Source organism: Rhizobium sp. 01T417, assembly GCF_056398905.1.
The window spans coordinates 26,264-50,091 of the sequence record NZ_JBFTQH010000013.1; the positions used below are offsets into that span (position 1 = coordinate 26,264).

The following is a 23,828-nucleotide window of genomic DNA, read 5'->3' on the forward strand; positions in this document are numbered from 1 at the left end:
TAAGGACGGCGGGCCCTGACCCTGCTGGTTCGTCCCCCGTCCGATGCTCGACAAAGCACCGCGAACGAGATCAGTGGCCGTCGTCCTGTTGTGATCCGGCGCGGATGGCGGCGAGCACGTCCTTCTGCAGGGCGATGAAGTCCGGCGTGGCGATCATGTCCTGATGCCGTGGCCGGGCGAGGCCGACGTGGAAGGTCGCGTTGATGCGGCCGGGATTGATGCTCATGGCGACGATCCGGTCCGAAAGGTAGACGGCCTCCTCGACGTCGTGGGTGACGAAGAGCACGGTCAGGCGGTGCTCTTCCCAGATCTGGGTCAGAAGCTCCTGCATCTGGTGGCGGGTGAGGGCATCGAGTGCGCCGAACGGCTCGTCCATCAGCAGCATCTTGGGCCGATAAGACAAGGCCCTAGCGATCGCCACGCGCTGCTTCATGCCGCCGGAGAGTTCGGAGGGAAAGCTGTCGGCGAAGCGACCGAGTTTCACCAACTCGATATGGTGGCGCGCGACGTCGCGGCACTCCGCACCCGTGAGCCCCGCGGCGCTCAGCGCGAATTCCACGTTCTGCTGCGCCGTCAGCCAGGGCAGAAGCGTATAGGATTGGAAGACGACCCCGCGGTCGAGGCCCGGTCCGACGATCGGCACCCCGTCCGTCAGGAGCACGCCGTCGTCGAAGCCCTGCAGGCCCGCGACGATCGACAGGAGCGTGCTCTTGCCGCAGCCGGACGCGCCAACCAGTGAGACGAATTCGTTATCGGCCAGTTCCAGGTCGATGTCGCTCAGTGCGTGCATGCGGTTCTTCTTCGAACCGTACCACTTGTTGAGGGACTGTAGCTTCAGTTTCGGCTCGCTCATCTCAATGCCTCGACGCATAACGGAAGAGGACGCGCTCCAGCGCCTTCATGCTCTGGTCGGTGATCAGGCCGAGCACGCCAAGCAGAAGGATGTAGCCGATGATCGTCTGCGTCTGGAAATAGCGTTGCGAGACGACGATGCGGTATCCCAGCCCCGACGTGGCGGCGACCAGTTCCGCGAGCACCAGCCAGGTCCAGGCCCAGCCGAGGCTGATGCGCAGCGTATCCCAGATGCCGGGCAGCGACGAGGGCAGCACGATGCGTGTCAGAATGCGCGTTTCCGAGAGGCCGAGCGTGCGCCCGAGCCCGATGAAATCGGGCGGCACGCGCTTGACGCAGTCCATCACCATCAGCACCTGCTGGAAGAAGGTGCCGATCCAGATGATCACGAATTTCTGGATATCGCCGGTGCCGGCCCACAGGATGGTCAGCGGCACGAAGGCTACGACCGGCATGTAGCGCACGAAATCGACGAAGGGTTCGATCGCCGCTTCCCAGGTCTTGAAGCAGCCGATCATGATGCCGATCGGAATCGCCATCGCCGAGGCGAGCGCGAAGCCGACCGCCATACGGTAAAGGCTGACGCCGGCGTCGCTTAAGAGCGTACCGTCCAGCGCCAGTTCCACCATCTTGGAAAGAACAGCGCCAGGGTGCGGCAGGAAGATCGGCTTGACCCAGCCCGTCCCCGTCGCCGCCCACCACAACGCAAAGAGCAGCACAAAGACGCAGACTGCAATCGCCACGAACGCGTGCGCGCCGAGCGGATCGCCGATGCGGAAGGCGCTCGGCGGTCGGCCGACGCCCGCGCGCGGTTGCGCTCGGGAGCCGCCCTTGGATGTGGAGGAGGCTTCGGGAGCAGACATGGCTTATCCGTTTCTTGAAGCGCCGCTACTTGTTGGCAGCGTCGACGAAGGAGGGATCAATGATCTTCTCGGCCGATACGTCGTCGGTCAGAATGCCAGCCTGCTTGGCCGCCTTGAGCACGTCGCCGAAGGTCCTGCTGGTGAAGTCGCCGGCAAAGGCCTTTGCTGCTTCAGCGGTCGAGTAATACTGCACGCCGTCGAAGGCGGTCGCGAGATCTTCCGGCGAGGCGCCGACTGCCTTGGCGATGATCGTCCGGTCTTCCGCCGTGTTGGCCTTGTAGTCGGCGAGCGCGGCGTCCCAGGCCTTCAGCATCGCCAGCACTTGGCCGGGCTTCGACTTCAGCACTTCCTCGCGCACCACGAAGACGTCCGAGACGAGGCCCGGATCCTTGCCGGCCTCGAAGAGCATCTTGATGTTCTTGTCCTGGGCGCGGGCGGCGGAGATATAGGGCTCGTAGGTGACGGCAACGGGGACGCGGCCGGCAATCAGCGCCGAGCCCGCATCGGCGGCCGGCATCGGCACGCGGGTGATGTCATCGATGGTGAGGCCGTGGCTGGCCAGCGCGTAGTTGAGGAGGATGTCGCTCGTCGTTCCTTCTTCGAAGGCGATGTTCTTGCCCTTCAGGTCTTCCACGCTCTTGATGTCACCGCCGGCGAGGATCGCGTCGGCCGAGAGGCTGAAATCGAGGAGCGAGACGATCTTGACAGGCAGGCCTGCGGCAACCATCGCCATGGCGGTGTGGGTGGCGATGTTGGCCGCATCAAGCTGGCCGCTCGCCAGCGCTGCGTTGATGTCCTTGTCCTCGGTGAAATTGACGATCTGGACGTCTTCGAGGTTCTGCTTCTTGAAGAGATCCTTGGCGGCTGCCACGTGCCACTGGCCGTAGCCGAGCCAGGGCTCGATGCCGAGCTTGAAGCTGCCCGCCTCCGGCTTGGCTGGAATGTCGGCCGCACCGGCAGGCAGCGCCTGCGTCAGCAGCCCGACGAGGCCGACGGCGAAGGCGAGGCGAGAGAATTGGTGTCTGATGGATTGGTCTGTCATGGTTACCCTCTCTTTGTCCTTTGAGTTGTTGATTTAGGCATAATCGGCAACGCCACTGCTATCTATCTTCAGCGTTCGCCATCCCTTCGCAGATAGGCGTCGCGGACCGGCGAGACCGCGTGGGCATGCGAGGAGAAGCCCTCGTAGACGGCGAGCCGGTGGGCATGTTGGGCAAACTCAGGATATGCCGGCGCCGTGACGTAGCCGATCGAACTGCGCTTGACGAAATCGGTGACCGAGAGCGGCCCGAAGGTGCGCGCCCAGCGGCTCGTGGGCAACACGGCGTTCGGCCCCAGGCAGAAGTTGGCAATGCTGACAGGCGTGTGGAGGCCGAGCAGTATTTCGGCGGCCTCGGTGATATGGCCGAGATGGGCGAAGGCGTCGCGCGACAGGATTTCCAGGTGCTCGGGCGCGAAGGCGTTCACGACTTCGTAGCTCTCTTCGAGCGACGAAGTCAGCACGATGCCGCCGCAGGTGCCCGAGAGGACCGTCCGGGAAAAGGCGACGCGCTGTTCGGTCATCCGCGCCCAATGCTGCGGCAGGGCCGCGAGCGCCTCTTCCGCGACGCGGCGACTGTGGGTGACGAGATAGGCGGAGGAGTCCGGCCCATGCTCGGCCTCGATCAAGAGATCGAGTGCCGCAAGGCCGCCATGCACGGTATCGTCGGCGAAGATCATGGCTTCCGAGGGGCCGGCGGGCAGGCCGGTGTCGATGACGCCGGCAAGGCTGCGCTTGGCCGCGACCACCCAAGGGCTGCCGGGACCGACGATCTTGAGCGCCGGCTTGATCGTCTCCGTGCCGTAAGCGACGGCGGCAACCGCCTGTGCGCCGCCGACCTTGTAGACCGTTTCGACGCCGGCAAGGCGGGCGGCCACCAGCGTTGCCGCGTCCACCGTGCCATCAGGTGCCGGTGGCGTGACGATGGCAAGCTCGGGAACACCTGCGACCACGGCCGGCACCGAAGTCATCATCGTCACCGACGGAAACGAGCCCTTGCCGCGCGGCACGTAGAGTGCCACGGACCGGATCGGCGTAAACCGGTCACCGGCAAAGGCCCCGTTCCGGATTTCCTTCAGCGACATGGCCGGCGGCTTCTGCTCCTCGTGGAAGGAGCGGATGTTCTGGATGCTGAACTTGATAGAGTCGATGACAGCGTCATCGACGAGCTTGAAGGCGGCGTCGAACTCGGCTTCGCTGACCTTGATGCGATCCTCGGAGATGTCGGCCTTGTCGAGCTCCCGCCCGAAGCGCGCCACCGCGCGGTCGCCTTCAGCGCGCACCGCCTCAAGGATCGGCCGCACCTTTTCGATGAAACCAGAAATATCGGTCTCAGATCGGCGCAGGAGATTGGCTTTCGCCTCCGCACTCAGCTTGGCATAGTCGTAAAAGGAAACGTCGCTCATTGCAGGTGCCCTCGTTTGCGCCGGAAACGGCGCGGATAGTCCTCGCACGGTTTTCGCTCATGCGGTCTCTGCGCTTCACCGTAGCCGTTATGTACGTACCTCTCGCCATCGGCGCCTTCAACGCCTTTTTCGCACAGCTGCGAGGTGTTCCATGATCGTCGCCGCAGCCGCCTTGCCCTTCGCACCGGTTTGGTCTCCACGGCACTAACATGCGAAAACACTTATGCAAAAGGCTGCTGCCGGCATTGCCAGGAAGGTAGTCCGATCTTGGGCGGCGGCGCCCGCTACTCATTAGCCGAGCAAGCCGCGTACCGGTTCAGATAGGATCGGCCGTAGGGCTGAGTTCTGCGGAAGATCTCTCAGATTGACGCAAGGAAACCGCCGTCGACTGGAAGGCAGTGGCCGGTGATGTAGGCGGACGCGTCGCTGGCGAGGAAGATCACGGCGCCGCCGATGTCGGCGGCTTCGCCGAAGCGGCGTTGCGGGATCCGATCCAGCATGCGCGCCTGCCAGGCCTCGTCACGATAGAAGTCCTCCGTCATCGCGGTACGGAAATAACCGGGCGCGATCGCGTTGACGCGGATGTTCATTCCCGCCCATTCCGTGGCCAGCGCCCGCGTCATCCCGAGCAGTCCGGATTTCGATGCCCCGTAGGGCACCGCGGTCGGAATGCCGACGAAGGAAGTTAGTGAGCAGAGATTCACGATGCTGCCGCCCGAGACTTGCCGCGCCATCTGCCGGGCCGTCGCTTGTGCCCAGAAGAAGGAGCCCTTGAGGTTGGTGTCGATGATCCGGTCCCAGAGCTCGCCATGGACATCCAGCGACGGGGACACCTGCTCGACGCCGGCGTTGTTGACCAGAATGTCGATATGGCCGGCCGAATCCTCAAAGGCTGACAGGGTCGTTTCGATCGACGCGAGGTCGGTCACGTCCTGGGCCGCAATATAACAGCGCCTGCCGCGCGCCTCGATGCGCGCTCTGGTCTCAGCAAGTGCAGCTTCCTCGCGCGCCGTCACACACAGATCCGCGCCTGCATCGGAAAGCGCCAGCGCGATCGCCTGGCCGAGCCCACGGCTGGCACCGGTCACGACGGCGATACGGCCCTCAAGGCTGAAAGATGATACGGACATTGCTGCTCCCTTCGCAAACGGCGCTCTGCGTCGTCCGGCTCAACGCGCCGAAGCAGCCTGTGAAAACGGCGCCATGCAATCACCTTTTCGCCGCCATATCCAGTGCGATGCGATCAGCGTGCCATTGTGTCCCGCCGGTATTGAGCGCCGGACCGGGTCCTGAACAATCTCGGGACCGATGAGTTTCTTCAAGACAGCRCAACCGATGGAGATCATCATGCCCGGGAAGGACAAGGAACTGTCGCGTGAAGAAGACTATCGCGATCTCGAAGAGCGCAATATCGATGAAGGCTGGCCTTATGCCGATAAGGGGCCAAAAGGAGCCGCTTCGGCAAATCGCGCCTATGGCTCAGATGACTCCGGCCGAGACGACAATAGTGGCTTCCGGGTGGACGGTGTGGACGAGGATGGCAATGAGAATCCTCTCAAGGATTCGCTGCGCCCAGGTATGATCGATCGCGACGACAGCGATGAACTGGAAGCGAAGGTGACTGAGAACCTCGAGAACATCCCTGACCTTGATATCGACAGTATTGACGTTCATGCGGACGGCCATACCGTGACCCTTGAGGGACAAGTCGAAACGATAGGAATGGCACGCAAGGTTGAACTCGCGGTACTCGCTGTCGATGGCGTGCGGCATGTCCGGAACAACATCGAGACAATAGCGGCTGACTCGCATATTCCGACTGACGATTGACGAAATGGCACGGCGAGATCCAGACGGTCGAGCGCTTGCGCTCTTCCGTCAGATACATTGGCGCCACAGTGCGTAGGGTCCGCGAAATCCGTCCGGTCCTTGAAGTTGGATCTTCGCATGCTCAACGGAAGAGTTCGGGCAACTCCGCTCGGGCGATCGCTCGGAGCCGGTCTGCCTCGGCTTTCTCGATGGAGCGGTATGGCCAGCGCAGCTCCGTTCCGACGGGGCCCCAGCCGCCGATTGCGCAGAGCAGCTTGTCGAGCGCGGCATTCGAATAGCCGTAAGTTTGGCGGAATGGAACGATGTGGCTGTCCATGAACGCGCAAATCCGCTTCTCGATGGCCAGCGCCGCGTCGATGTCTTCTGCCATCAAATCGGTCCACCACTGGGCGCCGCGCGGGCTGAGACAGGCCACGTTGGAAAAGGCGCCGGCGGCAACGCCGTGTTTCATGCCGGTCGCGAGGTGATGGCCGGGAATGAAAAGTGCGAACTCGTCAAGGTATTCGCGGGCAGCGGCATACCAAGCGGCATCGCCATCGGCGAGCTTGATGCCGACGACGGCAGGCGACGGGCGGCAGATGGCAGCCAGATCGCGCGGCGACAGTGCCCGCTTGGCATGTGGGGGATTGTAGAGGATCAGGGGGATTGCCTCTGCCTCATTCGCCGCGCGTTTCAGGAAATCGATTGCCTCAACATCCGTGACCGGCCACCAGTCCGGCAGAATGACCTGGATCGCCAGCGGCTTCAGAGCGGATGCGCGTGCAACACGCGACAGAGCGATGTGCGGATCGGGCTGGCAAGCGCCGATCACGAAGGGCATGCCGGCACTCGTGCAACGCTCCGCGAGGGTGATCTGGATCCTCTCGAACTCGGCGTCGGTCTGATTGTGGAACTCGCCAGCCGTACCGTTCGAATAGATGCCATCGACCCCCGCTTCGATCAGGATGTCGATCTCTTCGCCGAGTGCCGCGAAATCGATCGCGTCGTTCCCCATGAGCGGCAGGAGAAGGCTCGCCCAATTGCCGGCGATCGAATGTCGTCTCTGCGTCGTCAAGGCATGGCTCCCAAAGGTATGTCGTCGCGAATGCACGCCTTGAGATGCCCCGGCGCGACTTCCCGCAACTCCGGAACGGCCTGGCTGCAGGCTTCGATTGCGTGCTGACAGCGGGTGCGGAAAACACAGCCGCTCGGAGGATTGGCGGGGCTTGGAATTTCACCCCTCAGCACCTGCCGGTCGCGTTTGGCGCCGACATCCGTGGAGGGAATGGCGGAGAGAAGCGCGCGTGTATAGGGATGCTGCGGCCGGGCATAGAGATCGCTGCTCATCGCGATTTCCATGATGCGACCGAGATAGAGGACGATCACCCGGTCACAGATGTACTCCACGACGGCCAGGTCGTGCGAGATGAACAGCATGGTCAGCCCGAGCCGCTGCTGCAGATCGCGCAGCAGGTTTATGACCTGCGCCTGAATGGAAACGTCGAGCGCCGACACCGGCTCGTCGGCGACAATCAGTTCCGGGGCCAGGGTCAGCGCTCGCGCAATGCCGATGCGCTGGCGCTGGCCGCCCGAGAACTCGTGCGCGTAGCGATTGATCGCTTCTGCCGGCAAGTCGACCTGTTCGAGAGCCACACGGGCGCGTTCGAGCCGTTCCTTGCGGGTTCCGATGCGCTGGATTTTCAGGCCCTCGGTCAGGATTTCACCGATGGTCATGCGCGGCGAGAGACTGGCGAAGGGATCCTGGAAGATATACTGCATGCGCGGACGCATGCGTCGCATCGCCGTGGATGAAAGGCCGGTCAGTTCGATGCCATCGAAGCGGACGTTGCCAGATGACGGCTCGACCAGGCGAAGGACAGAGCGGCCGATTGTCGTTTTTCCACTGCCGGATTCGCCGACGAGCCCTACGACTTCACCCTTACCGATGTCGAAGGAAATGTCCTTCAGGATTGTCAGCTGCGTACCGTGGGATGCGTAGCTTTTCGACAGGTCGCGAACGGAAAGCAAAGGCTCGGTCATCTAAATCTCCCGCCAGCGAATGCATCGGCTCTTATGGAGCGGTCCGACGGCTTCGAGTGCCGGAACCGCTTTCCCGCAGGCCTCGATTGCAAATTGGCAGCGCGGTGCGAAGGCGCAGCCGGAAGGCATGTTCATGAGGCTCGGAACGACACCGGGGATGGCCGCGAGCTTTTCGCCCGACTGTTTCATCCGGGTCGCATCGCCAAGCCGGGGCATCGAGGCGAGGAGGCCCTTCGTGTACGGGTGCTTTGGATTGCTGAAGACCTCGCCGACCGGGCCTTCCTCGACGATGCGGCCGGTATACATGACGGCGACGCGATGGGCGATCTGGGCGACGACGCCGAGATTGTGCGTGACGAACAGTATGGCCATGCCGCGCTCGCGCTGGAGCTTCAGCAACAGGTCCAGGATCTGCGCCTGGATCGTCACGTCAAGTGCGGTGGTCGGCTCATCCGCAATCAGCAAGGTTGGATCGCAGGCAAGCGCCATGGCGATCGTCGCACGTTGACGCATGCCGCCGGACAGCTCGTGCGGATACTGGCCAGCCCGACGTTTGGCGTCTGGAATCCCGACGCTCTCCAGCAGCGAAATCGCGTTGGCCATCGCGACTCTCCGGCTTGCTCCGCGATGAATGCGAATGGGCTCGGAGATCTGGTCGCCAATCGTATAGACGGGATTGAGACTGGACATCGGCTCCTGGAAGACCATGCCGATGTCGTCGCCGCGAATGTCGCGCATCTCGTCTTCCGTCAGCGAAACCAGATTACACCCGGATCCGTCCTTTCGGCGCAGCCGGATGCTGCCTGCCGCTATCGACCCGATGTTGCGGGTCAGAAGTCGCATGACGGAAAGGCTGGTTACCGATTTGCCCGAACCCGATTCTCCCACCAAGGCCACGGTCTCTCCCGCGCCGACGGTCAGGTCGACGTCGTTGACAGCCGTGACATCGCCTCCGCGAATGCGGAAGATGGTCTTGAGGCCCTGAATGGCGAGGATCGGTTCGGTTGACTGCATGGAGATCACCCGCGAAGCAGACCGGTTGCACGCAGGATCTCGTTGATCCTCGCTGTTTCAGCTTCGTCGAGCGCTGCTCGCGGGCGCGGCATGACGGCGTTGTCGATGATGCCGAGGCTCTTCATCGCGGTCTTGAAGCCACCGATGCCGGAGGCGCCGCCGCTGACGCGGCCCTGGGCAACCCAGACGATTTCGAAGAGCCGGCAAAGCCGTTCCTGCTCCTTGCGTGCGGCGACCCAGTCGCCACGCTGGGCGGCATCCCACAGGCGCACGTAACCATGCGGATCGACGTTGGCGATGCCAGGGACTACGCCGTGGGCGCCCATCAGCAGGGCGTTGTCGACGACAATCTCCGAGCCGGTCATCAGGAACACGTCCGGCTGATCGGCAAGATCGAGCAGGGCATAGCGGAAGTTGCCGTCATCGCCGCTCGAATCCTTGAGGCCGATGATCGTGCCTTCTCTTGCCAAAGTCACCGTCGTCTGGCGCTGCAGCTTGACGTGAACGCAGACCGGAATGTCGTAGGCGACGAGCGGTACGTCGACGGCGTCGCGGATAAAGCGGAAATGGTCGAGGATCTCGGCTTGGCTGGTGACAGTATAGAAAGGCGCGGTGGCAACGACGGCGTCGGCGCCGGCACGCTTGGCAACGTCAGCGTGATGAATGACGCGATCTGTTGTCGGATCGATGACGCCGACGATCAGGGGCACGCGGCCATTCACCACCTTTGCCGAATGCTCGATGATCTCGCGGCGGGTCTTGTCATCGTGGAAAATTACTTCGCTTGTCGAGCCGAGCACGAAAACACCGTGACAGCCGCCCTCGATGAGGTGCTCCAGGACCCGCGTGTAGGACGGATAGTCGACCGTGAAATCCGCATTGAGTGGCGTCACGACCGGAGGAATTACACCTTTGAATTTCGTCATTGTCTCTTTCTTTCGGATGATCAGTTTAGTTCAGCACGAGGGTCAAAAGCGTCCCGAAGACCGTCGCCGATGAAGTTGATGGCAAGCACGGCAAGGATGAGCGCCCCACCCGGGAACAGCCATTGCCAGGGATATTGTTCGAGGACCGCCGTCGACCGGGCAGCATTCAGCATGTTGCCCCAGCTTGCGGCCGGCGGGGCGATGCCGAGGCCAAGGAAGGAAAGTCCGGCTTCAAGCAGGATGGCGTTGGCAATCTGCAAAGTCGCGTAGACAACAAGGATATCGATCGAATTCGGCAAGCCATGCCGGAAGAGGAGATGCGGCAGGCCGGCGCCCATTCCCCGAGCGGCGATGACAAAGTCACGCTCACGGAGTTCCAGAAGCCGTGCACGCACCATTCGCGCCAGAAGTGGCCAGGACAGCAACGAGATGACGAGTACCGTCGGCCAGATGCCCGTGCCGGCGATGGAGGCGAGCACGAGGAGAAAAATCACCGGCGGCAACGTCATAACGAGGTCGACGAACCGCATGCCCACGGCGTCGGCCCAGCGGCCGCCAAGGGCTGAGACAGCACCGAAGAGAAAGCCGATGACGGCCGACAGCAGCGTCGACGCAATAGCGACGAGGAGCGAGATGCGGCCGCCTTCCATGACGCGGGCAAACACATCGCGCCCGACGCCATCGGTACCGAACCAATGTTTCAGGCTTGGGCCCGAGTTCATCGCCAACAGGTCGATGTCGTTCGGCTTGAAGCTCCACCAAAGGGGATAGGTGAGGATCATTGCCAGGACAGGAACAGCCAGGCAGACACCGAAAACGGCGGCGCGGTTGATCAGGAAGCGGTCGAGTGCACGGGCGAGGGGGCCGGGACTGCGGCTAGGGGTTCTGGCCAGCATAGTTACGCCACCTTGATGCGCGGATCGATCACCGCGTAGGTAATATCCGTTAGAAGGTTCACGACGATCACGCAGGCTCCGATAATGAGCGTCGCGCCCATGATGACCGGGTAGTCGCGGGTCTCGACGGAATCGACCAGCAGCAGGCCCATACCCGGCCAGTTGAAGACGCTCTCGATGAAGATTGCGCCGCCGATGGCAAGGCCGATGGTCGAGCCGATGAGCGTAACGACAGGCAGCAGCGCATTGCGCAAGGCATGCTTGACGATCACCCAGAACTCGACGACACCCTTCGCCCGCGCCGTACGAACATAATCCTGATTGAGCACTTCAAGCAGGGAGGCGCGCATATAGCGCATGATCAGAGCCGCTTGAGCGACCGCAAGAAGAGATGCAGGCAGGATCAGGTGATGCACCAGATCGAGGATCGAGAAGGCCTCGCCAGGCGTCAGCATGCCGCCGGATGGCATCCATTTGAGCCGCACCGCGAAGACGTAAAGTCCGATCAACGCGCTAAGGAAAGCCGGGCTGGAAATGCCTGTGAGGGCAAGTACCGAAAACGAGAGGTCGGCGAAGGAGTTGCGCCGTACGGCGCTGACGATGCCGGTGGCGATGCCGACGATGATCGAGATGACGAGAGCCGTTCCCATCAATAGGACGGTGGGGCCGATCCGCGACAAGACGAGGCCGAGCACCGACTGATCCATCCGCTTGATCGAGTAGCCGAGATTGCCGGCCAAGGCCTGCTGCAACCAGGCCAGATATTGTACGGGCAGCGGCTGGTCGAGACCGAGCCTGCTGCGCAGCTCGGCCAAATCAGCTGGCGACATGGGAATATTCGGATCGATATAGGCGTCGATCGGATCGCCAGGGGTGAGGCGCAGCAGAAGGAAAATCAGCATGCTCAAGGCAAGCAGCATGCCTATCCCAATCGCCAGGCGCCGGAGACTGTATCTCAGCATTGCAACTCCGTCCTGAAAGGGTGGCAGATGCCACCCCCTCGTACCAATGGGCGGTCTTTACTCGGCGATCGACCAGCGCTGCGGATCGGCCTGGTAGGGACCGCCTCCGGGAGCGGGAGTCCAGACGAAATCCTTGACCTTGGTGGAGACGACGCCATAGCGGTTTGCCACCCAGAGCGTGCCCCACGGGAGCTGGCTGTTCATGACCTTGCAGACCTGCTGATAGCGCCCGTCGCGCTTTGCCGCGTCTGGCTCGCCGAGGGCGGCATCGAGCGCGGCCGTCAGATCGGGCATCCGGGCGCGAACGACGTTCGGGCCGGCCGGCGGGATCTGCTTTTCGTTTAGCCCGACATTGATGCTGCCGGCGTCCGGTCCGTTTTGCAGGCCGGCATAAACCAGCTGAAACTGCGAAATATCCGCGTCCGGCTTCAGGACGATGCTGTTATAGGTCGGCGCATCGACGGCACGTGGCACGACGTTAATGCCGACCTGCGCCAGCATCGCCTGAACGGCGGCCAGCACATTGGTCGCCAAGGGCGTCGTGTAGTAGGTCAGGAGCGTGATCGGCTTGCCGCCGTTGATCTGGTCCCAGCCAGCTTCCTTCAGGAGCGCTTTTGCCTTTTCCGGATCATAAGCATAGGGATCGATGTCCTTCGGAACGAGCTGGTCAGCGACATAGGCGCAATTGGCCGGCTTCGCAGCACCGCCGTAGAGACTCTGGATGATTGCTTCACGGTTGATGGCGCGCATCACCGCCTGACGAACACGCAAATCCTTCCAGATCGGTGATTCATGATTGAATCCCAGATAGTTGACGACGAAGGAATTGCCTTCGATCACGCGGAAAGACTTGTCTTCCTTGAATGTTGGGACCTCATTGGAATCGACATAGGTGAACTGGATTTCGCCGGCGCGAAGAGCGGCGATCGCCGCCGCCGGATCGGCGAAGTAGCGATTGATGATCTTCTCCAGGGCCGGCTTCCCGCCGCGGTAGTCCGTGTTGGCGGCGAGTTCGACATACTGGTCGTTGACATACTTGGTGAACTTGAATGCGCCGGTGCCGATCGGTGACGTCGACCACCATGGGTTCTTGGCGAGCTGGTCGGCCGGTATTGCGGCGAGCGCATGCTCGGGCAGCATCATGACCTTGGTGAGCGTATCCATGAGGCTTGCAGATGGGGCGCTGAGTTTGAGAACAAGCGTGTGCTCATCGGGAGCTTCGACGGATGAAACCGGCGTCAGGCGGGCCGCGAGAACGGAGCCGGTCTTGGCGTTCTTGGCAAGCTCCATCGTGAACTTGGCGTCCTTGGCGGTAAACGGCTTTCCGTCGTGCCACTTCGCGTCGACGAGCTTGAACATGTAGGTCAGCTGGTCGGGGCTCACTTCATAGGACGATGCAAGAACGCCGACCGGCTTCTGCAGCTTCGCATCGTAAGTCACGAGCGGCTCGAAATAGATGCTGAGCCATGTGAAGCCGGCGGTGGCTGCAAGCGGATTGAAATTGCCTTGGAATCCGCCAGGCCCGACGTCGAAGCCGCCCGACAGGGTTGCGGCTTGCGCCGGGCGGGTGAGGCCTGACGCGACTGTTGTTGCCATCATCGCGGCGATTGCGATCGCCGAAAGTCGGGACAGAGTGTTCATTGCGTTCCTCCCACATTTGAACTTGTCTTGTTGTTTGTGATTACCTGCGCGATGCCTTCGTAGTGGCGGTCGAGGCGGCGGCGAGCCTCCTCCAGGTCCCGGGCTTCGACGGCATCGACGATGGCGGCGTGATCCCGCCAGGTGGCCATCGGGTCGACGTTATCGAGATTGACGAAATCCGAGGCCTTGTAGAAAGCGAGCCAGAACACGTCGATTAGCCGGCTCAGCGTTTCGTTCTCCTGGCAGCGGAAGAGCAGACGATGAAATAGCTGGTCGTCCTCGGCGAAGGATTCACCGCGCTCGGCGTGCGCTTTCATGCGGTTGACGGTGGCGCGGAGCTCGGCAATGTCGTCCTTGCTGATCGTCTCCAAGGTCTTGCCGATCAGGCCGACTTCGAGCGTCCGGCGGATCTCGATCACTTCCTCAATCTGGCGAAGCGCCCCGCCAAGGCCATAGGCAAGGTTGTCGAGCAGCGGCTCGAACGAGAAGGCCTTCACGAAGATTCCGACGCCGCGGCGCGATTCCAGGACGCCCAGGGATTCCAGCGCCTTGATGCCCTCTCGCAGGGAGTTGCGGCTGACGCCGAGTTGGGTCGCAAGTTCGCTCTCTGCCGGCAAAAGGGTTCCGGGCTTCAGGCCATTGTCATTGATGTAAGCACGCAGGCTCTCCTGCACGGACACATGCAGCAGGGGGGCTCTTGTCAAAGGCTTCATGGTCTTTAGGGGCATGCCGGGTCTCGCTGCAGAAATTCCAGATGCCGAGATACATATCCACTTGTAGGATATCTGTCAAATGAACATGTCAACGAAGGCGCCGTAGGGAGGTTTGTCGTAGGGTTCGGCAAAGAGGCTTGGTACTTGGTCTTCCGCCCGTGGCCTTGCCGCCCGCTCGGGGGGGCTGGCCGAGGGATTGGAGCCAGGATCTCCTTGTTTCCCCATCTCTGCCACACAAGTTCAGCAAATCCTGCGGGGAGCGTAATCCATCCAACTCATAGGTTTTGGTTATCGTAACGATCAGTAAATCCAACTTAGAATTATCGCCATTTTCCGATATGAAGGAGGAAAGGGAGGATGTATGTCGATCGGTGTACCCTTGGCTTGAGTGCTGAACCTCATTTGGAAACGGCGCAGCGCCGTTGACTGGTTTGGCAGATCCCCCTTTAGACGGCAGAAAATTCAAGGTAATCAAGGAGAACGTTATGGACCAGAAAACCGACAGCGCGGGCAAATGTCCTGTTGCGCATGGCAATACGCCCCGTGGTCGATCCAACCGCGACTGGTGGCCGGACCGGCTGGACGTTCAGATCCTTCACCAGCATTCCGACCTGTCCGATCCGATGGGGACGGCGTTCAACTATGCCGAGGAATTCAAGACGCTCGACCTCGATGAGGTGAAGAAGGACCTTCATGCGCTGATGACCGATTCGCAGGACTGGTGGCCGGCCGACTTCGGTCATTACGGCGGCCTGTTCATCCGCATGGCATGGCATAGCGCAGGCACGTACCGCATCACTGATGGCCGCGGCGGCGCCGGTGCCGGTCAGCAGCGTTTCGCGCCACTGAACAGCTGGCCTGACAATGCCAACCTCGATAAGGCCCGCCGCCTGCTGTGGCCGATCAAGCAGAAATACGGCAACAAGATCTCCTGGGCCGACCTGTTGATCCTGACGGGCAACGTTGCACTGGAATCCATGGGCTTCAAGACTTTCGGTTTCGCCGGCGGCCGCGCGGACGTATGGGAACCCGAGGAACTCTTCTGGGGTCCTGAGGGAACCTGGCTGGGCGATGAGCGCTACAGCGGCGAGCGTGAACTCTCTGAACCGCTTGGCGCCGTGCAGATGGGCCTCATCTACGTCAATCCCGAAGGCCCGAACGGCAACCCCGATCCGGTCGCGGCTGCCCACGACATCCGCGAAACCTTCGCCCGTATGGCCATGAACGACGAAGAGACGGTGGCGCTGATCGCCGGCGGTCACACCTTCGGCAAGACGCATGGTGCCGGCGATCCTTCGTTGATCGGCGCGGAGCCGGAAGGCGGTGCGATCGAGGAGCAGGGCCTCGGCTGGAAGAGCACCTTCGGTACCGGCGTCGGCAAGGACGCCATCACCGGCGGTCCTGAAGTGACCTGGACGCAGACGCCGACTCAGTGGAGCAATTACTTCTTCGAGAATCTGTTCGGCTTCGAGTGGGAGCTGACGCAGAGTCCGGCCGGTGCGAAGCAGTGGAAGGCCAAGAATGCCGAAGCTTCCATTCCTGATGCTTTTGATGCGTCGAAAAAGCAGCTTCCCACCATGCTGACCACGGACCTGTCGCTGCGCTTCGAYCCYRTMTACGAGAAGATCTCGCGSCGCTTCCTCGAAAATCCTGATCAGTTCGCGGATGCCTTCGCGCGCGCCTGGTTCAAGTTGACCCACCGCGACATGGGTCCGAAGGTCCGTTACCTCGGTCCGGAAGTCCCGGCGGAAGACCTCATCTGGCAGGATGTCATTCCGGCCGTCGACCACAAGCTTGTCGACGATGCTGACATCGCCGCGCTGAAGGAGAAGGTTCTTTTGACCGGCTTGTCCGTGCAGGAGCTCGTCTCGACCGCCTGGGCTTCTGCCTCGAGCTTCCGCGGCTCCGACAAGCGCGGCGGCGCCAACGGTGCGCGCATCCGGCTTGCGCCTCAGAAGGACTGGGAAGCGAACCAGCCGGCGCAGCTCGCCAAGGTGCTCGGTGTCCTCGAAGCTATCCAGAAGGACTTCAATGCCGCCCAGACCGGTGGCAAGAAGATCTCGCTCGCCGACCTGATCGTTCTCGCCGGCGCTGCCGGTGTCGAGAAGGCGGCAAAGGCTGGCGGTCATGACGTCACCGTGCCGTTCACGCCTGGTCGCATGGATGCCTCGCAGGAACAGACCGACGTGGCGTCCTTCGCCGCGCTGAAGCCGCGTGCTGACGGTTTCCGCAACTATGTCGGCGGCCGGCAGTTCATGAAGCCGGAAGAGGCCCTTGTCGATCGCGCCCAACTGCTGAGGCTGACCGCGCCGGAAATGACCGTTCTCGTTGGCGGACTGCGCGTGCTGAAGGCTGGTCAGCCCGAGCATGGTGTCTTCACGTCTCGTCCCGAGGCGCTGACGAACGACTTCTTCGTCAATCTCCTCGACATGGGCACCCAGTGGTCCCCGGTTGCGGGTAAGGAAGGCGTTTACGAGGGACGCGACCGCAAGACGAACGAACTTAAGTGGACCGGCACCCGCGTCGACCTGATCTTCGGCTCGCACTCGCAGCTCCGCGCCTTTGCAGAAGTCTACGGCCAGTCCGATGCGAAGAAGAAGTTCGTCAAGGACTTCGTCGCAGCCTGGAACAAGGTGATGAACGCCGATCGTTTCGATCTGGCCTGATCGATAAAAATATTGGTGGGCGCGGCGGTAAGCCGCGTCCATGCATCCGTCCTCATTGTCACCGCGCTCGGCTGTGGTGAAGGTCTCGGTCGCCGGTTGAGCAGCTTTCTGCTTTCTCATCCCTTGGGCTTCCGCCCGAAATCCTTGCGAAGCTCGTCCTTCGCCTTCTCCAGCTTTGTTCGCTGTGCCTTGGAGAGTTGCTGACCTGCACGGTTGATATAGAAATTCAGCATCAGCCGTTGTGACGCCGGTTCCTCGATGCAGGACGGCACCGCCGCCAATGAGTCACGCCCGTTAGCACGCCAAGTGCGAAGCGTAGAACGTCTATGACGACGTGACGGTGCTGAAGCGCTCGCACCAGAAAATCACCGAAAGGTAGGCCGCTTTACCGCCAATGAGGTACGTGCAGTCAATGCGCGGTTGTGGTTTTATGGGGCCGGCCAGATGCGGCCGCTTGTATTGCGTCTCGGGCCCGTCAGGCATTCTGGCGGGCCCATGCAATTTGTGGCGCTTGCCGAATTGGACGGGTGCACGCGCGGAACATCAAGCGTTTCGAACGGCTCTCCAACAATCCAATGATGGAGATGCGTATTTCTCTTGCCTTATCCGCATTGCTGTTGGTCTGGCTGTTTGCGCCTTGCGGCGCACAATCGCTTCCCGACCAGGCCGGTCCGTCGCTCGGACAGTCGAGCTCCACCCAGGCACAAGAGGAGATCACCAATCCAGGCGGATTTGGTCGAGCGCCCGCAGGCAAGGCAGTTGACCGTGCAACCACGCAAAGCACGATCAAGCCTCGCGGTGAGATCTCAGATCAAATCCACGCGTAAGCCGGTCATCAGTCCGTAGGGACTGCATCCGCTAGGTGTTCGAGGCAGAGATCCCGGCGTGTCGTCGACCGCCGGCAATGGCTCACAAGAACAAGGTTGGGTCTGTTCGGCTAGCGGGCGGCGCTTGATTTGGCCACGCGAGGACGCGTGGCATTCCGGCTATCGCGCGGGTCCGAGCTTCCAATCCGAGTCGCCAGACGGACAGGCGAGACCCTTGAATCGGGTTTCTCCCTCCAGCGTCCGCTGGGTCGTTACAAAGGCGCGGCATGAACTTTCAGGATCAACGCCAATTTCTTCGATCACCCCCACACTTCCCGTCGACGGATTCGCCCAGGCAAGGGGGTTCACTCCGACCGCGCCGCGACTGACCGTATCTGCGATGACCGCCTGATCCGTCTTCGCAGGCGTCGGACTCGACTGCGGGATCGCGGTGGTTTCCAAGGGTTCTACCTTGGTGCATCCCGCCAACAGCAAGGCCGCGAGGGCCAATTGCATCACGCCTATGTTCTTTCGCGTCATCTAGACTTTCCGATGATAGTTCTCCCGCATCGTAGCGTGCAATTCTGACAGCTACCTGAGGAACTACTATAGAAATGGGCGCAGTGCCAGCCAGTTCCGTTCATTCCGACGCATTGCTTGTGAGTTCCACCGACTGCGCGCCTGCCCCAAGTCGGCGTTCAACGATGCTGCCCGGCCATCCCGACCCGCCGGGTGACCTTCTAGTCCGTTGATTGCGGATTCACGGCCCCGCGGGTGCCGGTTGATCGTCGTCTGGCCTATCAGTTCTGGCGCGCAGCGTCCGCGAGCCAGCTTTTTACGGCAGCCACGGATGCCGCATGACGGGGCTTTCGTGGCGAGATGACGTAGAAATCCGACCCAGCGGTAAGTTCGGTTGGCAACACACGGAGAAGGCGGCCCGACGCAATGTCCTCGTCCACAAAAAACGTGCTCGTCAGAGCAAGGCCCTGGCCAGCAATCGCGGCCTCAATCGCCAGGGAGGTCTGATTAAACCGAATATTCTTGGCGGTCGCCGGCGCTCCGTTCGGAAACGCCAATTCCAGAAACTGCGGCCAGAGATCGTGGCCATCGTGAAGGCGCGGGTAGCGCGAGAAATTGTCCTCTTGGTCGGGGAAGCCGAGCTTCTCCACCAGTAGCGGGCTGCCGACGGCAATAATCACGTGATCGAACAGCAGCTCCGCATTCAAGTTCGGTCCGAAGGGTGGCCGGCCATGACGGACGGCGAGATCCACCGCATCGGTTTGGAAATTGGCAATGCGATCACTCGCCAAGATGCGCAGATCAATGTTGGGGTGAGCCGCGGTAAAATCCGGCAGGCGAGGGATCAGCCATTTCGAGGCGAATGTCGGCGTCACGCTGATTGTCAGGTGAAGCGGTTCTGGTTTCAATGTCTCGGTTGCCTCCGAGATCAGCTCGAAAGCACGGCGGATGTTGGTCACATAGCTCTGGCCAGCCTCCGTCAACGCCAGCGTTCGCGGAAGCCTGTCGAACAGCTTCAGGCCCAACTCTGCTTCCAAGCCCCGTATCTGTTGGGCGACAGCACCCTGGGTGACCCCGATTTCCTCGGCTGCCAGGCGAAAGTTCAGGTGCCGTGTGACGACCTCGAACATGCGAAGGCCATTAAGCGAGGGAAGACGTCTAATACCTTCTGCCATTCAATAGATTTTCTACTGCTTTCTGAGAACGAAACTGGCTCGCACCGATGCCACACGAGTGATATCACGCTTTGCAGGCAACTGTAGACCGCAATTGCATGCGGGTCCTCTTTAAGGCAGGAGAGTATGATGTCAGTAGAAAAGGTAGCGGTGATCACGGCCGGCGGCAGCGGAATGGGCGCCGCCGCGGCGAAGCGTCTTGCAGCCGATGGGTTCAAGGTGGCGATCCTATCATCGTCGGGGAAGGGCGAAGAGCTTGCAAAGGCGCTGGGGGGCGTCGGCGTCACCGGCTCCAACCAATCAAATGACGATCTCCGCAAGCTCGTTGATCTCGCGATCTCCACTTGGGGACGCATCGACGTGCTCGTGAACAGCGCCGGCCACGGTCCGCGCGCGCCCATCCTCGACATATCGGACGAGGACTGGCACCGGGGCATGGAGGTCTACCTTCTGAACGTCATCCGTCCGACACGGCTGGTGACGCCGCACATGCAGAAGCAGAAGGCCGGCGCGATCATCAATATTTCGACCGCATGGGCGTTTGAGCCGAGCCCGATGTTCCCGACGTCGGCCGTGTTCCGCGCCGGGCTGGCGTCCTTCACCAAGATATTCGCCGACACCTATGCCGCCGACAATATCCGCATGAACAACGTTCTTCCGGGCTGGATTGACAGCCTGCCGGCGACGGAGGAGCGCCGCGACAGCGTTCCGATGAAGCGTTATGGCACGAGCGAGGAAATCGCCGCGACGGTTGCGTTCCTTGCATCGACCGGTGCAGCCTACATGACGGGGCAGAATATTCGCGTTGACGGCGGACTAACCCGTTCGGTTTGATGCCGGCGGGCACTGCCCCGGGGTGAAAGGCCTCCGGGGCGGTATATCAGGAAACGGCGATTAGAAGCGGATGATCGCTCCGAAAATCGGGCCGTGCTCGATCACGTCGTAGGTGAAGCCATCGTTGCTGTAGTTGACGCCGAGGGCGCGGTAACCGGCAACCGCCGAGACGGTGTCGTTGAACTTATAGCCAATGCCCGCCAGCACGTCCCAGTCCAGGTCGGCACCTCCGCCGCCGATCATGCCCCAGCCGGTGAGATAGACCGTGTCGGTCAGCGAGTAGTTGCCTTTGATGCCCGCGACCCCGTCCACCCAATTGGCGCTATCGGTCCGCGACACGTTGCCGATGAGGCCACCGCTTAGCCCTATCGTTGTTTCGGCATGCCAGTATCTGGCACCGGCAACCACATCCAAGCGAGTCTTCGGATCTTCGTAGACGGTGTATCCGACGCCCAACAGTGCGCTGAATGTGACTGACTTGACATCGACCTCGTCAGCGACGACGCCCCGCGGTGTTGCCGCATCCGTCGTTATGCGAGCATAGATTATGTCAGTGAAGACGCTGAACCGGTCATAGCGGGCGTCACCGGCTGCCATGAAGGCAAAGTCCAGATCCTTCAAGATGTCGCTGAAATTCTGATTGATGTCGACGGTCGGGAGGCCGAACACCTGAGTCTTGCCGTCGAGGCCCGCAACCCAGAAGTAGGGTGCGAAGGAAAACGTCCAGCCATTCGGTTGCACGGCCTGAGGTTGTGGCGCCGTGGCGGGCAGGAGATCTGCTGCATGCGTGGGTGTGACGAACGCCATTGCGGCAGCGGCGCATGCGATCAGTGAAATCCTGCTATTCATGATGAACCTGTCCCCTCTCGCGTTCAGGTCACAATAGCCCCGATTCATCGACCTGAACTGATATCGCAGATTGCACTAACTCTCGCCGTCCGCAAAGTGCTTATATTCTGTTCCTGATATCTCACATGAGAAGAGTACGCTCGGCGCCAGGCGATCTCGGCACGCGGCGTGGGAGAGCATCCCGGCAGCGCGGAGCGGCTGCTTCATCCCCGCCAGAACCTTTTTCGCTCCATCAGTTCGTCCAACGACGATTGAGCGGCGGTGATCAGTTTTTCGCTGTTGCCAGCGACCATCAGGGATTCGACGCCGGGATGTGATTCCAGCTCCAAATTGTGAATGACAGTCGGCGCGGTTACCATGTCGTTCAGGAGACCGAGTTCGTCCTGCAATTTCTCCATCGCTTGGATGAACTTTTCGTACCGTCGCTCGGCCTGCTTGCTGGAGAACAGGGACCTTAGGAATTCGCTCGCATATCTAAACTTCTTTGCCGCCTTGCGGGTTTCGTGCCGATGCTCATCGTCGGCTTCGACCAGAGATTTGCCGCGTTTTTTCAGTTTCTTGCGTTGACGGTCAAGGATGTCGATTGCGAAATCGACCACCGGTCCGTTCCGAATCTCTGCCGTTTCCACCAGCGCGAGATACTCTCCGCAATGCAGCCACTCGTTAAGGTCCAGCATAAAGGCTTCGGCACGCGAGCTGAAAAGCGCGTTCAGCACCTGCTCATAGGCGCTGTCGCGTGCTTCGAGCAAACGACTTTTTACGTCGCTGTTTCCAACCCTGGCAATCAGTACATCGATGTTGCGTGCCTCTCCGAGAACGCCCGCCAGCCACTTCAACTCTTCCTTCAACCGCTGAGATTCGGCGTCGACCAGGATCACCTTGTAGAGCGAGAAGGCAGATCGCAGCCGCCTGAGTGCCACGCGGGCCTGATGAAGTGCCGATGGGTTCGGGCGATTTATGACGATCGATTCGTTCAGCCGGAACTGCCGGAAACATGCTTCAGCAATGACCTGGAACGAGGCCGAGACCCGCAGGTCGCGGTCGAGATGCACGGGTTCCGCCTTGTATGCCGTTTGTTGCTCGCGGAGCAGGCGGTATCCTCTCTCCGCTTTCGAAGCGACACCGAAACGGATCGGGACAAGCGCCTCGATTCTGCGGGCAAGGGTGAACAGCGTATATGGCTTGCCGTCCTTCAGTTCCAGCTCCAATTCCCGGATCTGCATCTCGCGATCGCCGGCAACGATCGAGCCCATGTCAAGGGCAACTTCAATCTGGCTCCCGTCCTGATCGACGTTCCAACGATGTCGCTTTACCAGGGTGGAAAACTGCCGGACGAGAGTGCCGTCCTCGATATCAAGTTCGGACCTCAGCGGGGTCGTGTAATCGATCACAGGTGTGTTGTCCGTGAGCGGCGTTTCCCACTCGGAGCGCGCAAAGATGGCTCTGTTCGGTCCCGCAGCCTTGACCGTTTGGACGTGCGCTTCGCCAACCGTACGGATTCGCAGAGAATAGCCGCCCTCCCATGCCTGGCGGTCGGGCGTGTCGAAATAAATGGAGGTCATGGAATCGACAGAGATCGGGCTTCCCAGCAAGCCGGATCCCAGCAATGTGTCCACCGCGTCGGCGCTCAGTTCAAGTTTCAGTTCTGTTTCTGTTGCCAATTACCTCTCCGCTCGGTTGCACAGTCCTAGGTGGAGGCAACTCTTTCACGATATAGAGCGGTGGCATCGGGATAAAACGTCCTGATGACAAAAACCTGAGCGGGAATGCAACCGCAGCGATCTTTCACAAGAAAAGCGATCGCTGCTCGTTGCGGTACCCCGTCCGACTATAAGAGGCAGGTGAGGAACCACCTCGTGCGTCGGTTGGACATGCTACTAGAGGCCAGGTCGGCGCTAGGAGCCGGATTGGCGAGCCGCTGTGTCCAGCGCTATAAAATCCGCTTCATCGAGAGCGATGCTTGCCGCCTCTACGTTTTCCTCAAGATGCTTTACCTTGGAGGTTCCCGGTATCGGCAACATCACAGGGCTGCGTTTGAGCATCCACGCCAGAGCAATCTGGCTTGGCGTCGCGTCGTACCTCTTGGCCAATCTGTCGAGGATGGACCCTGGACGGGCAAGCTCGCCTGCGGCCAGCGGGTACCACGGTATGAAGCCAATGCCCTCGCGCTCGCAGTAGTCAAGCACGTCCTCGCTGGCGCGATCGACGAGGTTGTAGCGGTTCTGGACCGTCGCGACGGGAAAGACCTTTCGGGCGGCCTTTATGTCTTCAACCGAAACTTCGCTTAGGCCGGCATGGGCAATGATGTCCTGATCCAGGAGCATCTTGACCGCGCCGAATTGCTCGTCGCGAGGAACCTTCGGGTCTATGCGATGCAATTGCCACAAATCGATCCGGTCGACACGGAGTTTCTTGAGGCTGCCTTTCGCGCGCTCGAGAAGATAGTCCGGCCGCCCGTTTGGCGTCCAGAGATCCGGTCCTTCGCGGGTCAGCCCTGCCTTGGTCGCGATCAGCAGCCCCTTGTAAGGATGCAGCGCTTCGCTGATGAGTTCTTCCGAAACGTCGGGACCGTAGGAATCTGCCGTGTCTATGAAGTTGACCGAGATCTCGGGCAGGCGACGCAGGGTTGCCAGTGCTCCGGCCTTGTCCGCAGGCGGTCCCCATATGCCGGGTCCGGTAATGCGCATGGCGCCGAAGCCGAGACGGTTGATCGCGATGCTACCGATCGAAAATTGGCCCGATGCAGCCGCTGAGATCGTGGAATTGCCTGGCACTGATCTTCTCCCGATTGCCTGTTAGGTGGATTTGCTCGGGCCTT

21 protein-coding genes and 1 pseudogene are annotated in these 23,828 nt (G+C 61.2%); 3 read left to right on the forward strand and 19 right to left on the reverse strand.

Going from position 1 to position 23,828, the window contains the following annotated elements; all coding sequences use genetic code 11:
• Positions 1-70 precede the first annotated feature (70 nt).
• The 5 genes from AC1DPR_RS14910 to AC1DPR_RS14930 all read right to left on the reverse strand — a co-directional run bounded on the left by AC1DPR_RS14910 (position 71) and on the right by AC1DPR_RS14930 (position 5,290).
• On the reverse strand, positions 71-853 hold the full coding sequence (locus AC1DPR_RS14910; protein ID WP_018857262.1) for an ABC transporter ATP-binding protein: 783 nt from the start codon (positions 851-853) through the stop codon (positions 71-73).
• A 1-nt stretch (position 854) separates the two neighbouring features.
• Positions 855-1,715, reverse strand: a complete 861-nt coding sequence (locus tag AC1DPR_RS14915) for an ABC transporter permease (protein ID WP_477816598.1) — start codon at positions 1,713-1,715, stop codon at positions 855-857.
• Between the two features lie 25 nt (positions 1,716-1,740).
• Entirely contained in the window at positions 1,741-2,757 is a 1,017-nt protein-coding gene (locus AC1DPR_RS14920; RefSeq protein ID WP_112645586.1) for an ABC transporter substrate-binding protein, read from the reverse strand.
• A gap of 68 nt (positions 2,758-2,825) precedes the next feature.
• A complete protein-coding gene (hisD, locus tag AC1DPR_RS14925) occupies positions 2,826-4,160 on the reverse strand; it encodes a histidinol dehydrogenase (RefSeq protein WP_018857264.1) in 1,335 nt (444 codons plus the stop codon).
• A gap of 359 nt (positions 4,161-4,519) precedes the next feature.
• Entirely contained in the window at positions 4,520-5,290 is a 771-nt protein-coding gene (locus AC1DPR_RS14930) for an SDR family NAD(P)-dependent oxidoreductase (RefSeq protein WP_018117156.1), read from the reverse strand.
• A gap of 217 nt (positions 5,291-5,507) precedes the next feature.
• Here AC1DPR_RS14930 and AC1DPR_RS14935 point away from each other — a divergent pair, with 217 nt between their 5' ends.
• Positions 5,508-5,990 carry a BON domain-containing protein gene (locus tag AC1DPR_RS14935; protein ID WP_477816599.1) on the forward strand — a complete coding sequence of 161 codons (483 nt, stop codon included), beginning with the start codon at positions 5,508-5,510 and terminating at the stop codon, positions 5,988-5,990.
• Positions 5,991-6,111: 121 nt separating this feature from the next.
• Here the strand turns inward: AC1DPR_RS14935 and AC1DPR_RS14940 are convergent, their stop codons facing one another.
• From AC1DPR_RS14940 to AC1DPR_RS14975, 8 genes are read right to left on the reverse strand one after another with little or no spacing between them, the layout of a single operon-like run.
• Complete coding sequence (locus AC1DPR_RS14940; protein WP_477816600.1) at positions 6,112-7,044, reverse strand: dihydrodipicolinate synthase family protein; 933 nt, start codon at positions 7,042-7,044, stop codon at positions 6,112-6,114.
• Positions 7,041-8,009, reverse strand: coding sequence for an ABC transporter ATP-binding protein (locus AC1DPR_RS14945; protein WP_477816601.1), 969 nt, complete (start codon positions 8,007-8,009; stop codon positions 7,041-7,043). Before AC1DPR_RS14945 ends, AC1DPR_RS14940 begins: the two co-directional genes overlap by 4 nt.
• A complete protein-coding gene (locus AC1DPR_RS14950) occupies positions 8,010-9,023 on the reverse strand; it encodes an ABC transporter ATP-binding protein (protein ID WP_477816602.1) in 1,014 nt (337 codons plus the stop codon).
• Between the two features lie 5 nt (positions 9,024-9,028).
• Positions 9,029-9,949: a dihydrodipicolinate synthase family protein gene (locus tag AC1DPR_RS14955; protein WP_018857268.1), complete on the reverse strand. Its 921-nt coding sequence runs from the start codon at positions 9,947-9,949 to the stop codon at positions 9,029-9,031.
• A gap of 20 nt (positions 9,950-9,969) precedes the next feature.
• Positions 9,970-10,845, reverse strand: a complete 876-nt coding sequence (locus AC1DPR_RS14960; RefSeq protein WP_018857269.1) for an ABC transporter permease — start codon at positions 10,843-10,845, stop codon at positions 9,970-9,972.
• 2 nt (positions 10,846-10,847) lie between these two features.
• On the reverse strand, positions 10,848-11,807 hold the full coding sequence (locus AC1DPR_RS14965) for an ABC transporter permease (protein WP_026371800.1): 960 nt from the start codon (positions 11,805-11,807) through the stop codon (positions 10,848-10,850).
• A 57-nt stretch (positions 11,808-11,864) separates the two neighbouring features.
• Positions 11,865-13,448 (reverse strand): ABC transporter substrate-binding protein, encoded by a 1,584-nt coding sequence (locus tag AC1DPR_RS14970; RefSeq protein WP_477816603.1) that lies wholly within the window; start codon positions 13,446-13,448, stop codon positions 11,865-11,867.
• Entirely contained in the window at positions 13,445-14,176 is a 732-nt protein-coding gene (locus tag AC1DPR_RS14975; RefSeq protein WP_026371801.1) for a FadR/GntR family transcriptional regulator, read from the reverse strand. Before AC1DPR_RS14975 ends, AC1DPR_RS14970 begins: the two co-directional genes overlap by 4 nt.
• Before the next feature lie 470 nt (positions 14,177-14,646).
• Here AC1DPR_RS14975 and katG point away from each other — a divergent pair, with 470 nt between their 5' ends.
• Positions 14,647-16,827, forward strand: coding sequence for a catalase/peroxidase HPI (katG, locus tag AC1DPR_RS14980; protein WP_477816604.1), 2,181 nt, complete (start codon positions 14,647-14,649; stop codon positions 16,825-16,827).
• A 116-nt stretch (positions 16,828-16,943) separates the two neighbouring features.
• Here the strand turns inward: katG and AC1DPR_RS14985 are convergent.
• The 3 genes and pseudogenes from AC1DPR_RS14985 to AC1DPR_RS14995 all read right to left on the reverse strand — a co-directional run.
• Positions 16,944-17,060, reverse strand: a pseudogene (locus tag AC1DPR_RS14985) (DUF3175 domain-containing protein); the annotation flags it as partial.
• Between the two features lie 753 nt (positions 17,061-17,813).
• Positions 17,814-18,173 carry an RT0821/Lpp0805 family surface protein gene (locus AC1DPR_RS14990; RefSeq protein WP_018857276.1) on the reverse strand — a complete coding sequence of 120 codons (360 nt, stop codon included), beginning with the start codon at positions 18,171-18,173 and terminating at the stop codon, positions 17,814-17,816.
• Between the two features lie 260 nt (positions 18,174-18,433).
• Positions 18,434-19,327, reverse strand: a complete 894-nt coding sequence (locus tag AC1DPR_RS14995) for a LysR substrate-binding domain-containing protein (RefSeq protein ID WP_025660063.1) — start codon at positions 19,325-19,327, stop codon at positions 18,434-18,436.
• A 129-nt stretch (positions 19,328-19,456) separates the two neighbouring features.
• Between AC1DPR_RS14995 and AC1DPR_RS15000 the strand changes: the two genes are divergently transcribed.
• Positions 19,457-20,161: an SDR family oxidoreductase gene (locus AC1DPR_RS15000; protein WP_018857278.1), complete on the forward strand. Its 705-nt coding sequence runs from the start codon at positions 19,457-19,459 to the stop codon at positions 20,159-20,161.
• Positions 20,162-20,221: 60 nt separating this feature from the next.
• Here the strand turns inward: AC1DPR_RS15000 and AC1DPR_RS15005 are convergent, their stop codons facing one another.
• The 3 genes from AC1DPR_RS15005 to AC1DPR_RS15015 all read right to left on the reverse strand — a co-directional run bounded on the left by AC1DPR_RS15005 (position 20,222) and on the right by AC1DPR_RS15015 (position 23,784).
• On the reverse strand, positions 20,222-21,010 hold the full coding sequence (locus tag AC1DPR_RS15005; protein WP_018857279.1) for a DUF481 domain-containing protein: 789 nt from the start codon (positions 21,008-21,010) through the stop codon (positions 20,222-20,224).
• 203 nt (positions 21,011-21,213) lie between these two features.
• Positions 21,214-22,671 carry a CYTH and CHAD domain-containing protein gene (locus AC1DPR_RS15010; protein WP_192241552.1) on the reverse strand — a complete coding sequence of 486 codons (1,458 nt, stop codon included), beginning with the start codon at positions 22,669-22,671 and terminating at the stop codon, positions 21,214-21,216.
• Between the two features lie 234 nt (positions 22,672-22,905).
• On the reverse strand, positions 22,906-23,784 hold the full coding sequence (locus tag AC1DPR_RS15015) for an aldo/keto reductase (RefSeq protein ID WP_477816605.1): 879 nt from the start codon (positions 23,782-23,784) through the stop codon (positions 22,906-22,908).
• Positions 23,785-23,828 lie beyond the last annotated feature (44 nt).